General features: G+C 70.5%; 13 protein-coding genes and 2 pseudogenes. 10 read left to right on the plus strand and 5 right to left on the minus strand.

Going from position 1 to position 14,583, the window contains the following annotated elements; translation table 11 throughout:
- Positions 1-9: 9 nt before the first annotated feature.
- Positions 10-588 carry a hypothetical protein gene (locus FHX73_RS29200; protein WP_145908889.1) on the minus strand — a complete coding sequence of 193 codons (579 nt, stop codon included), beginning with the start codon at positions 586-588 and terminating at the stop codon, positions 10-12.
- Positions 589-977: 389 nt separating this feature from the next.
- Here FHX73_RS29200 and FHX73_RS29205 point away from each other — a divergent pair, with 389 nt between their 5' ends.
- The 3 genes from FHX73_RS29205 (at position 978) to FHX73_RS29215 (ending at position 3,757) form a co-directional block, all read left to right on the plus strand.
- On the plus strand, positions 978-1,832 hold the full coding sequence (locus FHX73_RS29205) for a sugar phosphate nucleotidyltransferase (RefSeq protein ID WP_145908890.1): 855 nt from the start codon (positions 978-980) through the stop codon (positions 1,830-1,832).
- Complete coding sequence (locus FHX73_RS29210) at positions 1,829-2,335, plus strand: NUDIX hydrolase (RefSeq protein WP_145908891.1); 507 nt, start codon at positions 1,829-1,831, stop codon at positions 2,333-2,335. The genes FHX73_RS29205 and FHX73_RS29210 overlap by 4 nt, the downstream gene beginning before the upstream one ends.
- A 714-nt stretch (positions 2,336-3,049) precedes the next feature.
- Positions 3,050-3,757: a class I SAM-dependent methyltransferase gene (locus FHX73_RS29215; RefSeq protein ID WP_145908892.1), complete on the plus strand. Its 708-nt coding sequence runs from the start codon at positions 3,050-3,052 to the stop codon at positions 3,755-3,757.
- A 343-nt stretch (positions 3,758-4,100) separates the two neighbouring features.
- On the opposite strand, the gene FHX73_RS29220 is transcribed toward FHX73_RS29215, so the two are convergent.
- The 4 genes and pseudogenes from FHX73_RS29220 to FHX73_RS29235 all read right to left on the minus strand — a co-directional run.
- Complete coding sequence (locus FHX73_RS29220) at positions 4,101-5,408, minus strand: DUF6348 family protein (protein ID WP_145908893.1); 1,308 nt, start codon at positions 5,406-5,408, stop codon at positions 4,101-4,103.
- A 73-nt stretch (positions 5,409-5,481) separates the two neighbouring features.
- A pseudogene (locus FHX73_RS47340) lies at positions 5,482-5,691 on the minus strand (WbqC family protein); the annotation flags it as partial.
- Positions 5,633-6,304: a YdcF family protein gene (locus FHX73_RS29230; protein WP_145908894.1), complete on the minus strand. Its 672-nt coding sequence runs from the start codon at positions 6,302-6,304 to the stop codon at positions 5,633-5,635. The pseudogene FHX73_RS47340 and the gene FHX73_RS29230, both read right to left, overlap by 59 nt.
- Before the next feature lie 13 nt (positions 6,305-6,317).
- A pseudogene (locus tag FHX73_RS29235) lies at positions 6,318-7,001 on the minus strand (hypothetical protein); the annotation flags it as partial.
- Positions 7,002-7,245: 244 nt separating this feature from the next.
- On the opposite strand from FHX73_RS29235, the gene FHX73_RS29240 reads away from it, so the two are divergent.
- The 7 genes from FHX73_RS29240 to FHX73_RS29275 all read left to right on the plus strand — a co-directional run bounded on the left by FHX73_RS29240 (position 7,246) and on the right by FHX73_RS29275 (position 14,561).
- Positions 7,246-8,043, plus strand: a complete 798-nt coding sequence (locus FHX73_RS29240) for a class I SAM-dependent methyltransferase (RefSeq protein ID WP_145908895.1) — start codon at positions 7,246-7,248, stop codon at positions 8,041-8,043.
- 542 nt (positions 8,044-8,585) lie between these two features.
- Positions 8,586-9,209: a hypothetical protein gene (locus FHX73_RS29245; RefSeq protein WP_145908896.1), complete on the plus strand. Its 624-nt coding sequence runs from the start codon at positions 8,586-8,588 to the stop codon at positions 9,207-9,209.
- Between the two features lie 871 nt (positions 9,210-10,080).
- Positions 10,081-10,734: an SAF domain-containing protein gene (locus tag FHX73_RS29255; RefSeq protein ID WP_145908897.1), complete on the plus strand. Its 654-nt coding sequence runs from the start codon at positions 10,081-10,083 to the stop codon at positions 10,732-10,734.
- A gap of 47 nt (positions 10,735-10,781) precedes the next feature.
- Complete coding sequence (locus FHX73_RS29260; RefSeq protein WP_145908898.1) at positions 10,782-11,519, plus strand: hypothetical protein; 738 nt, start codon at positions 10,782-10,784, stop codon at positions 11,517-11,519.
- Positions 11,516-12,838 carry a TadA family conjugal transfer-associated ATPase gene (locus tag FHX73_RS29265; RefSeq protein ID WP_145908899.1) on the plus strand — a complete coding sequence of 441 codons (1,323 nt, stop codon included), beginning with the start codon at positions 11,516-11,518 and terminating at the stop codon, positions 12,836-12,838. Before FHX73_RS29260 ends, FHX73_RS29265 begins: the two co-directional genes overlap by 4 nt.
- Positions 12,835-13,689, plus strand: a complete 855-nt coding sequence (locus tag FHX73_RS29270; RefSeq protein ID WP_246213941.1) for a type II secretion system F family protein — start codon at positions 12,835-12,837, stop codon at positions 13,687-13,689. The genes FHX73_RS29265 and FHX73_RS29270 overlap by 4 nt, the downstream gene beginning before the upstream one ends.
- On the plus strand, positions 13,686-14,561 hold the full coding sequence (locus FHX73_RS29275; RefSeq protein ID WP_145908901.1) for a type II secretion system F family protein: 876 nt from the start codon (positions 13,686-13,688) through the stop codon (positions 14,559-14,561). The genes FHX73_RS29270 and FHX73_RS29275 overlap by 4 nt, the downstream gene beginning before the upstream one ends.
- Positions 14,562-14,583: the final 22 nt, after the last annotated feature.

A 14,583-nucleotide genomic window follows, 5' to 3' on the forward strand; every position in this document is an offset into this window, starting at 1 on the left:
GTTGGCCTGTCACATCGAGCCGGACGGGAGCGCCAGGATCTCACCGAGCTCTCGAACGGCCCGGGCGGAGCGGACGGTGGTCGGCAGTATGCCGATGACGTCTTGGGCGCGAAACCCGAGGATGCTGGTCCGATGCGCCTCGGGCACCTGGAGGTAGGTCCGTCCGGCGAGTTGGCACGCTTCGCTCAGACTCCGTTCCTGAGCGAGGCAGATCGCCTCCTCCAGGTTGAGCAGGGCCGGGTCGATGCCGGTGTCATCGGGATAGAGCAGGAGAGCTTGCTGTTGTACGGCGCGGGCCCGGGTGGTGTCGCCGAGGTAGGTGTAGGCGCCGCTCAGGTACAGGTAGAGGCGCCGCTCAGGGAAGGCCCATGCGTCGTCGGCTGGTCCGTGTCGACAGCGGTCGAAGAGGTCCTGGGCCTGGGCGATCGCGGTGCGGGCCTCGTCCGCATTTCCTCGCCGCGCGAGGGCCCGGGCCTCGGCGGCGGTCGCCAGTGCGCCGGTCGCGGTCGGTCGGCCGCGGTTGAGCAGCCGGGCCTGGCGAGCGAGGTCGATCGCGGAGTCCAGCGGGCCGTAGTAGTAGGGGAGCATCGCGGCCTGGGCACTCCACCAGTGGGTCGACGGACAGCAGGGCGCCCCCGCGACTACGACGTCATGCCCGGCGCCGTCCATGAGCAGGCCATGCGCCACGGAGCTGACCCCGAGCGAGGAACCGGCCCACCCCAGTCTGCGACCGCATCCACGCGGCCGGCTCCCTCGCCCGGGCCGCCAGCGGCACGCCCACCGACGTGGTGATCGTTCCCGCCCCGCGGTGACCGCACCGCATCGTCCACCGGGGATGCCAGTGCCAAGCGCACTGGTGTCACGCTGAGTTGACGACGCAACAGCGACCAGCCGCACCCGCCCCGCGGATTCACCAAATCGGTGCAAAGGGTGCGTAGACTGGCACGCCTACCGAGCACCGACGGAAGGTTCAGCGCGTGAGGGCCGTCATTGCCGCCGCCGGCATGGGCACCAGGTTCTTCCCCATCGGCAGGACCGTGACCAAGGCCATGCTCCCGGTCCTCGACCGGCCCGTGATCGCCTATGCGGTGGCCGACTGCGTCGCCGCCGGAGCGCGGGAGATCGCCATCGTGACCGCACCCGGCGAGGCCGGACGCCAGATCCGCCACTACTTCAGCCACGACGCCGAGTTGGAGGCCTACTGCACGGCCCGCGGCTGGCAGGACAAATACAGCTCCGTGGCCGACCTCCACCGCCAGGCGGACTTCACCTTCATCGAGCAGCCCCGCGACGAGCGGTACGGCACTGCGGTCCCGGCGATCCTGGCCGCCGAGTTCATCGGAGACGAGGACGTCTTTCTCGTCTCCGGGGACGACCTCCTGCTGCGCCCCGACGGCGGCTTCGACCTTGCCGACCTCGCGGCCGCCCGCACCGGCGCCGGCACCCCGGGGGCGATTGCCGCCGCCATCGTCCCCGGCGCCCAGGCAGGGCGCTTCGGTATCCTCAACCCCCGAACCGGGCCGGGCGGTGCGCAAGTCCTCGACACCCTGCTGGAGAAGCCGAAGGACTACGAGCCGGCCTCGGCCTTCATCAACATCAGCAGGGTCCTGCTGCCCGCCGAGGCGATCCGCTACTTCGAGAAGTTGCTCCCCGCCGCGAACGGCGAGTACCAGGCAACCGACGCCATCGTGGCGTTCGCCCGCGACCACGAGCTGCTCATCCACCCCGCCAGCGGCCAGTACCACGACTGCGGCAGCCCCGTCGGGCTGCTCGCCGCCGGACTGGCCGCCGCCCGCGTCCAGGGCTTGAGCATTCCGGGGGTAACCGAGTGACCACCATCGACACTCCCGCCGTTCCGATCCGCACCTGCGTCGCCATCGTCAACCGCGGCGAGGTCTGCCTCATCCACCGCCGCCGGACCAACGGCGACCAGTTCTCCTTCCCAGGTGGACTCCTCAATCCCGACGAGGAGGTCCTGGCCGCGCTGCTGCGCGAGCTCAAGGAAGAGCTCGACCTCGACGTCACCGCGCTGGCCGACCCGCCGGCCCTGCGCTGGGTTCAGGACCAGGTCAACACCCGGCCCGGCACCGACACCCTGTTCCGGCGCCTGCACCTCATCCACGTCCTCGACGCCCCGGACTCGATCCGTGAGCACGTCGCCGCCACTGAGCAGGACGCCGAGGACACCACCCGCGTGGTCTGGATCCCGCTCGCTGAGGCCGCGGACCTGCACCTGTACCCCGCAGCCGGCCCCGCCCTCGCGGCCCTCGCGAGCGGGGCCACCGTCCCCGTCCAGCTGCCGCCCATGCATGACCGGACGTACAGCTGGCGCTGACCCGTATGACCATGCCCAAGGGGTCGCGGATGACACCACGGTAACGAAGCCGCACAGAAAGCTCGATGGGCCGACTGCCCGCCCTGCACGCCCACCTCGGCGTGCCCGGCGGACGACTGCTCCGTTATGAGCAACTTCCGGTCGGGCGCGACCGCGGCCTGCTTCTGGACCTCCTCAACCACGCCGACGGGCCCACGGGTGAACTCCACCAGTACATGCGCGCCCTGACTCGCGCCTACCGAAACGCCGTCGGTGATACCGCCCGCCTGGCGCGCCTCGGCGGGCTGGTCCGCAAGCTCTACTGGGACCGCGCCCGGCCCGGCGGGCGCCTCGACGACCACTACCGCACCAACGACTTCCCGTTCGCCGGCGTGGTGCCGATCAGCGACCTCGCCACCCACACGCTCCACGTCAACGGCCGCCTCCTGCAACTGGACTGGGACGCCACCCTCACCTGGCCTCATCTCCCACGCGCTGCTTCTCGGTGTTCTCACCCGGCTCAGCGGCGGTCCGGCGGTAGTCTTCGAGGAAGCGGCACAAGACCCCTGGCAGTTCACCGAAACCTGCGAACTCGCGCCGGTCGCCAGCGGCTGAAACCGCGATCAGCACCCCGCTCGGCGGACAACGGGTTGAGTCAGGCCAGCATCCCGCCACCGTCGCTGCGGCGCCCGTGCAGTACGCACGGACCGCGCTCCATCGGCCCCCGGAGGACAGATGAACGCCGAACCCTCGGCTGCGGATGACCTGGCTTCCAGCAAGGAACGCAGCTGGCGCGAGGCGGCAGCCATCGACGCTGCCTACAAGGCTGGCGAGCTCGACCAGGAGGGCTGGCACGAAGCCGTGCGGGCGCTGATCGAACCCGCCTACCTGGCCGCCGACAATCCCCGCGCCCAGTCGGGGCACAGCGGAGACCCGGCCCGCTGGGAACACGCCCGCAGGCTCCTGACCCGGGCCCTGCCGGCATCCGGCGGAGACCTTCTCGACGTGGGCTGCGCCAACGGCCACCTCATGGAGACGCTCACCGCCTGGGCGGCCGAGGACGGCATCCACATCCAGCCGTACGGCGTGGACATCTCCCTGGCCCTGGCCGCACTCGCCCGCGAGCGCTGCCCGCAATGGGCGAGCCGGATCTGGCACGCGAACGCGATGGGCTGGCAGCCGCCCCGTACCTTCGCCATCGTCCGCACCGGACTGGACTACGTCCCGCCCCAACTGCGCGGCGCCTACGTCGAGCACCTGCTGACCCAGGTGGTGGCACCGGGAGGCCGGCTGATCGTCGGCGTCTTCAACGAGGAACGCGACCAGCACCTGCTGGAGCGTGAAGTCACGATGATGGGTCACCACGTGGGTGGACGGGTCACCGCCCCGCATCGGCACCCTGCCTTGTTGTACAAAGCGTTCTGGCTCGATATTTCCCCCTGACGTGCCGATGATAGGGCGGGGCGTGCCAAGTCGTTCGGGAAACGGGACTCCATCCGACCTGGCCGGACAGTCTGCTCGTGCTGGTCTCGTAGTCCCGGGCGAGGCGCCGGTGGGCGGTGAGCCACAGTCGTAGCGGACCTTCCCGGTCGGCACCCCGCCCAGCACGTTGAGAGCGTGGACGTGGCTCTCGAAGAACGCCTCCTGCCCGGCCGGGGCGAAGACTCTTCTCTGCACCTCGATCGGTCGGGTGCGCGGCGGGTGCGTGCCGTGCCCGCGAAGTGCCCAACGCCCGCCCTACTGGGTCGAGGTCCGCGCCCTCGGGTCCGCTTCCCCTGCCGGCACCTCAGCTTGACGGCGGGCGGGGAAAGCGGTCGCCGAGGATGAAGGCGGCGGGCCAGGTCTCGCTCAGTACCTTGCTCAGCAGGGGGTGGCTGGACTCCAGAACCTCGCTGCGGCGGACCGAGCCGTCCTCGTTGATCCGTTGGCCGCCGAGGACGACGGGGGCGCGCAGGACGTCCTCGCCCCAGGGGCCGATGGCGTTGCACAGCAGGCCCTCGAAGCGGTGGCCGGCCAGGTTGTCGTCGTGGACCCGCTGCACGAAGTCGTTGATCACGGCCGCCTGGAGGTAGACCCAGGCGAGGTAGACCACCGTGCGGCCGTCGTCCAGACGGATCGGGAGGCGGACTTTGAGGAAGTTGCCGACGCCCTCCGCGATGATGATCGCGCCCGTATCGGACTTCACGCGGCGCTTGCGCTCCGCCTCCGAGAGCTCGGCGACCAGGTGGGGCAGGGCCAGGTCGAAGCCGGGGTGCTCCGGGTCGAGGTGGCCGCCGCAGTCGCAGTCGGCAGCGTGGGTGTGGGCATTGGGTTGCACGGAGGCGGGGGAGAGATTGAGCTGGGCCGTTGAGTAGCTCGGCTCGCCCCCGCCCGCCGGTACCGGAAGCAGCAGCGCATAGAACCGCACTGCCGTGAACGTCGTTGGTTCGGGCAGTCCGAGCGCCGCCATCGCCGCCGAAGCGGCCTCGTGGCGCTCACCGTTGACGCGGATCTCGGCCTGCATCGCGCCGGGGCTACCACCGTAGAAGACCTTGATGCCGTTGAAGAAGGGCGATTCCAGGTCCGTAGTGAACGAGTCCGCGATCCGGTGCAGCACGTTCGCTTCCACCAGCGCGCGCTGCAGTCGCCGGTTTTCGTGAACGTCGCGTCCGAGGCCGACCGCGCCGGACGTGATCATGTGCCAGCCGGGCACGCCGCGCTCGTCGTCGGGACCCGCGTGGTCCGCGAAGTGCTCGCGGCGGTCGAGGAGTTCCAGCAGGCAGGCGCCTGCCGTCTGCACCCACGTGTTCGCTGCGTCCTGTGGATCGGCGGACATCGGCACGACGCAGTCCGTGAAGCACGGCACGTCCGGCTGGAGGCCGACGTCCGGTAGCGCGACGAGGTCGTAGTGGTGGCCGCCCCCGTGGTGCGGCGGGGCTACGGCAACGGCCCAACCTTGTGGGCTGATCAACGAGTTCCCCTTGAGCTGGGTTCCCTCTGTCACGCCGGGCGCGAACTCTTCGAGCCCGGCCCTCACCAGGGCGAGGAACTCCAGGTCGGGCAGCCGGTTTGCCGGCGGCTCCTCTTTGCGCGTACGACGTCGTATCCATGGCACCCGTGGATGGTACTGAGCCCAGCCGACCGGGCATCGCTCGGGCTTGAGTGGGCTCGCGCAGGTGCGCGAGCCGGGTCCGGTGCTGGTAGTCCCGGCGGGCGAACTGGACGTCGTCGTACACGACCCAGACGTCCGCGGCGTAGAGTTTCGCCAACGTTGACGGGCGCGGGAACAGGTTGGGCTGATGAATGGCGCAGATGCCGTTGTCGCCGGCTGAGCGTCTGTCAGGAGCCGAGTAGGCGACTGTCGAAGCCGTCTGCGAGGAGCCGCTGGTAGGCGGCATGCACAACCTCCGGTACTTCTTGCTCGATGGCGAAGCCGAGTCGGGGGTACGCGATGACCCGCTGCAGGTCGCCTACCAAGTGGTCGATGACGAGCCGGTCGCCACCGATGACCTTGACGTAGTCGTCGAGCTCCATCGGGGCCGAGGCGCACACGACCTCTACCTCCGGCCAGACCTGGCGGCAGGTGGCGTAGGCCCGGCGTTCCATGAACGGCATGGAGATCAGCATCACGGTTTTCACCTCGACGCCGGCGGTGGCCAGTACCTCCCGGGAGAACTCGATGTTCTGGCCGGTGTTGCGGGCCTTCGGCTCCTGGAGCACTGCCTCACCCGGAACGCCGAGGGCGACGGCGTGCTCGGTGAAGTGCGCTGCTTCTCCGCGCGGGAACCGGTCCGGGTGAGTGGGGTTCGGCCCACCGCTGAAGACGACGGTCGGGAAGAACCCTTCGTGGAAGAGCTGCGCGGCGAAGGCCGGCACGCCGAGGTCGTGGCTGCCCAGGCCGATCGCCGCGTCACACGACCGGAGCTCGTGCTTCATCTGGTGGAACTCCCAGACGGACGTGGCGTCCTGCCACTGGCGGTCGGTGATGGCGGGCTGCTGAACGTCCGTCATGCGTGTCTCCAGGTCATCCGGGCCGGAGGGCCGCCGTCGGCCGCTCGAAACTCCGCCGGATGCCCTCGATGCTGTGCAGCTGATGGCTCATACCGTACTGGGCTGCGAGCTGGGCAGCCTGGCTGAGCACAGTGAGGCCTTCGTCCGCCGTGGCCCGGTCGGACAGCAGGATGTGCCCGTGTGCGGTGGACAGCCGGACCTGCTGCATGACGGAGTCGCTGCCGCCGGTGGCGCGGGCGATCTCGATCAGCCGGGTCGCGGAGGCCAGATCCCCGCCGCCGCGGTGCGCGAGCGCCAGTTTCTGGTGTGCCACGGACCAGTCCTCCGATTCGCCGAGCGACTCGAACGAGCGGATCGCGCCGCCCATCACCGTGGCGGCGTAGTCGTTCTCACCCTCCTTGCTGAGTGCCGTTCCCACCCACAGCTGTGCGCGTGCCCGATCCCTGGGACTGAGCCGGTCGTCGACCGCGAGGTGCTCGTACTGGCGCGCTGCGAGATCGAGGTTGCCCGACATCTCCGAGACCACGGCCGGGGAGAGGTCCAACTGGGCGACTCGTCGCGGAACGTCCAACTGGGAGAAGATCGCACGCGCTTCGACGTACGACTGCTGGGCTGACAGCGGACCGTGGAGTGTGCCCTGGTCGCGCTGAAGGTCGCCCAGCAACGCACTCGATCTGGCGTACAGGTACAGGCCGCGGCTCGCCGTGATGATGCAGTACGGCTGCCACTGGCCCGCTCCCCTGGATGACCCCGCCCTGCAGCTGCTGAAGCGCCTGGACCGAGCGCCAACTGCTCGGCCGGCTCGACCGCAACCCCGACGAGTCGATCGCGCCGGAGGGCGGCGGTGCCTGGGCGTTGCGGAAGTGGTGGCGCCGTCTGAACCAGCAGACTTCCTGACGCTCGATCAACTCAACGTCACATCAGAAGGAGAGATCGAAACGATGACGTACACCCCGGACGAGCTGTTCGCCTCCACCGCCCCGTACTACGCGAAGTACCGGCCCGGGTACGACCCGAGGATGTACGAGCTGCTGGCCGAGCGGTTCGGCTTGGACGGCACCCAGCGGGTCCTGGACCTCGGCACCGGTACGGGCGTGCTCGCACTCCCACTCGCCCGCCTGGTGGGCGAGGTGATCGCGGTCGACCCCGAACCGGGCATGCTCGAAGAGGGCCGCAGGCTCGCCGACGCGGCCGGCATCGCCAACATCTACTGGCGGCAGGGCGACTCCACCACCCTGCACACCCTGGACCTCGACCAGGTCCTGCTGACCGTCATGGGCGCCGCCTTCCACTGGACCGACCGCGACCAGCTCCTCAAGAGCCTCGACCATCTCATTGCACCCGGGGGAGCGGTGGTCCTCGCCTCGGGCGGAGCCCCGGGCGACGTCGAGCCGGCGCCTTGGCTGGAGGTGATCGCCGAGGTCCGAACCCGCTACCTCGGCGCCGAACGCCGAGCGGGCTCGGGAACCTACAGCCACCCCAAGGAGCGCCACCAGGACGTAGTCGCCCGCTCGCCGTTCTCCCGGATCGAGACCGCCCACTGGGACCGCACCGTCACCCGGACCCTGGACGAGGTCGTCGGCCTCCAGTTCTCCTACAGCTACTCCAGCCCGGCCCAACTTGGCGTCGCCAAGGACGCCTTCGAGCACGACCTGCGGGTTGCGCTGATCCGCTTCCAGCCTGACGGCGTCTTCGATGAATTCGTCCGCACTGAGGCCACCATCGCCACTCGACCCTGACCGAGTCGTTCGCGAGCCTGCGGCCCTGGCCAGCACTGCTGGTCAGGGCCGAACGTCATTGCTGCGGAAGCCGGGTCCGTGAATTCACGCAGCCGACCCGTTCGAAGTCGTTTGTCTTCCGGTGCTGTGAGCGATCGGACAGCTGGAGGGGCGGGCGATTGCTCGGCGGCGGGTTGACGAGGGCTGACTCTCGAAGATGACTCCGCTGATACCCAGACCTGCGGAGTTACGTCCCGAGTGTTAGCTCGCTTTCGCTCAGTTGGACCGTTAGTTCGGGTCTCCTGTCCCGCCTGGTTATGAAGAATGACGTTTCTGCGCGAGGTGTTGGGGTGCGCGGGTAGAGACTCGGTGCGTAACGAGGAGTGGTCGGATCTGGTGGTTCGGCGGCCGCATTGAACGAGAGTCTGCCGTTCGACTGGTTGTCTGACTTTGCACTCCTGGGAGTGATGAAGATCGCCAAGAGGGCTTGGTTGGGTATGGAATGAGCTCGCGCCACCGACGAGGTACAGCAAGGGTTCTTCGTGTTCGGAGGGATGGGTGGGATGCGCGAAGTGACGGGAGAGGATCGGCTGGTCGGCCGAATGAGGCGCGCTGCGCTGGTTATCGGGATCGTCAGCGCCGTGGTGCTGACGGGGTGTACGAACCGGGGCGGCTCGAACGAGTCGGTGTCGGCTCAGCCGAGCATCGCTTCAGGGGTGACCGTGCCCTCGGTTGCCGCGACTGCATCGGCGTCTGGCTCCTCTTCGTGGACGGGGACTCCGCCGCCACCGGAGGCTCTGGCCGCCTATAACGCGATGATGCAGGACATTGTTGCGCTCGCCGCGACATCCGATTACAAGAACCCTCGGCTGGCAAGCCACATGATCGGACAGCCGCTTGCGCAATGGACGAAGACTCTGGCTAATCAGCAGCTGGATGGCGTGGTGAGCCACGGAGTGCCCTCGTGGAATCCAAGGGTCACAAAGGTGAGTCCGCCAGATCGGCCTGACCGAGTCGAGGTGTCGGACTGCCTGGACGGCGCGAACTGGCTGAGGTACAAGCTGGATGGCGAGCTTGCCGATCACATTCCCAGCGGCAAGCACGTTTCTGCTGCGGCGATCACGCTTCAGCCCGATGGCAGGTGGATGGTCACCGAGCAGTTGATCGGAGCTGAGGGAACGTGTTGAGCGCTTGGCGAAGATTGCTTCGGGCGTCATTGCTCGCTCTGGTCTTCTCTGGCCAGACAAGTCTTGTGCGGGCGGACACCTGGGATCCTGCCGTTTCGACGGTCTGCGACGGTGGGCGCTGCGATCTTGTTGCTGCGGCTTCGGGAGCCGGGACTGGTACGCAGCAGGTGAAGCCGCCTTCAGTAGGGTCTGCACAAGGTGGGACCGACGGGCGCCCCCGCTGTGTGAGCGTGCCAGTTACCGACGTGGTCACTCGGGATGATGGCCATTCAGGGCTGTGGTACGTGCTTGACTGCGGCGGAACTCTCCCGCAAGGGAGTTACGGGAGCAGCCCGCTGACCGGCCCTCCGCTGTGGGCCGACGTCAGTGACGGGGCATCACCCGCACCAGCAGCGGACCCCGTCGCCCTGTCCGAGAAGGCAGTCTCCGAGCTGCGCCCGCCCGAGCCCGCAGTCCGCCTGAACCCCGGCACCGACGGTCCACAAGTAGTCCGGGTGCCGACGTGGCTTTGGGTGGACGCAACGCAATGGCAGCCGGTGCGGGCCACGGCTGACGTGCCCGGGGCATCCGTCGAGGCGGTGGCGACACCGACCACGGTGGTGTGGGACATGGGTGACGGGGCGACGGTGACGTGTACCGGGCCGGGGACGCCGTACGCCGCGGGTGCTGACCCGGCGTCGGCTTCGCCGGACTGCGGGCACACGTACGTGCGTTCCTCCGGCGACGGGTCGTTCAAGGTGACCGCGACGGCGCACTGGTCGGTGAGCTGGTCCGGGGCGGGGCGGAGCGGAAGCTACCCGGACCTGACGACCACATCAACGGTCGAGACGCGGGTGGTGGACGTGCAGAGTCTGGTGGAAGGAGCGAGCGGGTGACGACGACCTGGGTACCCAGCGCCCGAGCAGGCGGCGGCGGCCCGAATGGTGGGCGTGAGCGCGGTGCGGTGGCCCGGCGTCGGCAGCGGCTCAGGTTGCTGGCGGGGGCCGGGGTGATGGTGGCTTCGGTGGCCGGCTTCTGGGCGACGGCCGTGGCCAGCGGCGGGCGGACGACGGTGCTGGCGCTCGCGCGCCCCGTTGCCGTCGGGCAGGTGCTGACGGCCGCTGACGTGCGGACGGTGAGCATCGGCGCGCACAGCGGTGTGCCGGTGCTGGCCGCGTCGCGGCGCACCGACGTGCTCGGCCGTCCGGTCAGCTCGTCCCTCCCGGCAGGCGCGCTGCTCTCCGATGACGCGCTGGCCACCACCGTCCCGAGTTCGGGGCAGGCGCTGGCCACGGTGGCGCTGAAGAGCGGCCGAGTGCCGCCGACGGTCGGGGCGGGCGAGCAGGTCGTGCTGACGGAGACCAAGCCCGGCACGCCGGCAGAGGACGCTGTGCGCGGCGTGGTGCTCGACTCCCGGCCGGGTACGGGCGGTGTGGGGACGACCCTGGTGACCGTGCAGTGCGACCAGGCCAGCGCGATGCGGGCCGCCCAACTGCAGGAACCGGCGCTGGTGGTGCTCGCCGCCGACGCGCCTGCGGGGCGGTGAGTGCGTTGCCGCTGATCGCTGTGGGCTCGGTGAAGGGCGCGCCGGGGGTGAGCACGACTGCGCTCGCCCTCGCGACGGCCTGGCCGGGCGACCGGGCCGCCGTGGTGCTGGAGGCCGACCCGTCGGGCGGCGACACCGCGCTGCGGTTCGACCTGCCGGACTCGCCGTCCCTGGTCACGCTCGCCGCCTCCGCGCGGCGGGCCGGACTGAGCGGGCGCCTCCTGCTGGAGCACGCGCACCAGCTACCGCGCCTGGCCACGGTGGTGCCCGGGCCGGCGGCGCCCGAGCAGGCCACCGCCGCCCTCGGTGTCCTCGAAGAGCTCTGGGGCGAGGCCGAGTTGGACGACGTGGTTGCAATCGCCGACATCGGCAGGACGGGGCTGTCACCCGGACCGGTCACACCGCTCCTGGCGGCCGCCGACGTACTGCTCCTGGTGACCCGAGGCGCGATCGAGGACTTGGCGCACGCGGAGGCGGCGGTGCCCCGGCTGCGGTCGTTGACGCGCCGGATCGTCGTGGTCGTGGTGGGCGGGTGCGCCTGGTCGGCCGCCGAGGTCGGGCAGGTGCTGGGCGCCGACCACTGCGCGCCACTCCCGGTCGACGACGAGACGGCCGGCATCCTGCGCGGCGCACCGCGGCGGCGCCGGATCCTCGCCCGGCGCGGACGCCCGCTGCCTGATGCGGCACGCCGACTCGCCGAGGACATCAGCGGGTTGATTCCCGAGCAGACCAACCCGACCGACAAGACCGCGCTGGCGGCAGCTCTCGGAGGTGAGCGCACATGACGGTGACGGACACCGACGCGGCGGAACGTGAACTCGCCGAGGCACTGCGGCTGGAGGTGAGCAGGCTCCTGCTGGACCAGTACCGGCGCCTGGAGGAGACCGGCGGTGTGCCGCTGAGCCCGCAGCAGCACCGGGCCATGGGGGAGCGCCTGCTCGCGGAGGAGCTGGAACGCCGTATCGAGCAGCGACTGTTGCTGGGCGCGCCGACCAGCCTGGACAAGGCGGCGGAGGCCCGGGCGATGCGCGCGGCGCACCACGCGCTCTTCGGACTCGGCGGGTTGCAGGGCCTGTTGGAGGATCCGGAGATCGAGAACGTCTTCGCCAACGGCTGCGACCAGGTCTTCGTCCGGTACGCCGACGGCCACAAGGAGCAGGTCGGGCCGATCGCCGCCTCGGACGCGGAGTTGGCGGAGCTGGTGCGCTCGATTGCCTCGCGCGGCGGTACGGAGGAGCGCCGCTTCGACCGGGCGGTGCCCCGGCTGAACATGCAGCTTCCGGACGGGTCCCGCCTGTTCGCGGTGATGGCGGTGTCCGAACGGGTGTCCCTGTCGATCCGCCGCCACCGGTACCCGCGCGCAAGCCTGCCGGAGCTGCGCGCGCTGGGCATGTTCGACGCGGAGCTGGAGAACCTGCTGCGAGCTTTCGTCCTGGCGCGAAAGAACCTGATCGTCGCCGGCGGCACGAACATGGGCAAGACCACCCTGCTGCGTGCCCTCGCCTCCGAAATCCCCGCGACCGAACGCCTGGTGACCATCGAGGACACCTACGAGCTCGGCCTCCACCTGGACGGCCTGCACCCCGACGTCGTCCCGATGCAGGCGCGCGAGGCGAACATCGAGGGCGAAGGGGAAGTCAGCCAGGCCGAGTTGGTGCGCTGGGGCCTCAGGATGGCACCTGACCGGGTGATCGTCGGCGAGGTGCGCGGAGCGGAGGTCGTCCCGATGTGCACCGCGATGAGCCAGGGCAACGACGGCTCGCTGTCCACCATCCACGCCTCCAGCTCGCGCGGCGTCTTCACCAAGCTGGCGGCCTACGCCGTGCAGGCGCCCGAGCGCCTGGGCCTGGAGGCGACGAACCTCCTCGTCGCCTCGGCCGTGCACTTCGTCATCCACCTGGCCCGTGACGCCTCCGGCCGGCGGGCCGTCTCCTCGATCCGCGAGGTCGTCGGCGCCGACGGCGACCAGTTGATCTCCAACGAGGTCTACCGGCCCGGCCCGGACCGTCGCGCCGTCTACGCGACTCCGCTGCGCTCGGAGACGCTCGCCGAGCTGGAGCTGACGGGCTATCAGCCGACCTCCCACGGTGGGTGGTCGAGGTGAGGGCGAGCCTGGCGTTCAGCGCCCTGCTCGGCGCCGGCTTCGGAGCGGGACTGTGGACCACGTACACCGGCCTGCGTCCGGGCGAACCGAGCGCCGCCGGGGATCGGCTCACCCACTGGTGGCGCCGGGTCCGGCCCGGACGCCGCCTCGCGATCGCGGCCGCCGCAGCCAGCGGAGCCGTGGCGCTGACCGGTTGGCCGGTGGCCGCGCCACTCGCGGCGCTCGCCGCCTGGGCCCTGCCCGGGCTGCTCGGGCAGGACCGCGACGGCCGGGAGGCGATCGAGCGGATCGAGGCCATCGCCTCCTGGACCGAGCAACTGCACGACACGCTCAGCGCGGCAGCGGGCCTCGAACAGACCCTGCTCGCCACCGCCGCGACCGCGCCCCTGCCCATCCGCACGGAGGTGGCCGAGCTGGCCGAGCGGATCCGGCACGGCCGACGCCTGCCGGACGCGCTGCGCGACTTCCAGAATGAACTGGGCGACCCGCTCGGTGACTTGGTCGTCCTGGCGCTGCTCGGTGCGGCAGGCCGACAGAGCGGTCGGCTCGGAGAGCTGCTGGCCGGACTCGCCTTCGCAGCACGCGAACAGGCGCAGATGCGCACCCGCACCGCGGCCTCCCGGGCCCGGGTGCGGACCTCCGTGCGGATCGTCGTCGGCACGACGCTGGGCATGGCCCTGGGCCTGGTCGTGCTGAACCGCGACTACCTCACGCCCTTCGACGGCGCGCAGGGGCAGTTGGTGCTGCTGATCGTCGGCGGGCTCTTCGCCGCCGCGTTCGCCTGGCTGCGCAGGATCGCCGCCTTCACCGAGCCGGCCCGGCTGCTCGCGGACCCGAAGGAGGCGACGTGATCGGGGTGTTGCTGTGCGGCGCCGGGTTCGGCGCCGGGGTGTGGACGTTCTGGCGCGGACTGCGACCGCAGCGCGTGGACCTGGCGGACGCGCTGGCCCCGCTGCCTCGGCCAGTGGACCGTGCGGACGACGGATGGTCCGCGCGGGCCGGAGCGGCGGCCGCGCCGCTCTGGCGGCACTGCCGGCTGCCCACCGCCCGGACGGCTGCCGATCTGCGAACCCTGGAGATCCCGGTCGAGCGGTACCTCGCCGAGAAGACCACGGCCGCCGTCGCCGGACTACTGCTGCCCGTCCCGCTCGCCGCGCTGATGGCGCTGGCCGGCGCCGGGATCGGCTGGGCGCTGCCCACCTGGGGCAGCCTGGTCCTCGGTGCGGCGCTCTCCTTCGTCCCGGACCTGATTGCCCGTCAGAAAGCGGAGGAGCGGCGGGCGGAGGTCAGGCGTTCGCTGTCGGTGATGCTCGACCTCACCGTCGTCGCACTGTCCGGCGGCGCCGGTGTCGAGCAGGCGCTGACGGCGGCGGCCGGGGCGGGCCACGGTGTCGGCTTCACCTCCTTCCGTCGGGCGCTCCAGGAGGCCGAGCTCACCCGCACCGCAGTCTGGGGGCCGCTGGGTGAACTCGGCACCCGGCTCGGCGTGTCGGAGCTGACCGAACTCGCCGCCACCGCTTCGCTCGCCGGCACCGAGGGTGCGCGGGTGAAGAACTCCCTCGGCACGAAGGCGGCCACGCTCCGCCGGCACGCACTCGCGGAGGCAGAGGCGCAGGCCGCGTCCGCGACCGAGCGGATGAGCCTGCCCGTGGTGCTCCTCTTCGGCGGCTTCCTGCTCTTCCTCGGGTACCCGGCCCTTGCTCACGCGCTCACCGGGCTCTGACGCGAGCTCGCCCCCCACAACG

This window comes from Kitasatospora viridis, assembly GCF_007829815.1.
GTDB classification, from domain to species: Bacteria; Actinomycetota; Actinomycetes; order Streptomycetales; family Streptomycetaceae; genus Kitasatospora; species Kitasatospora viridis.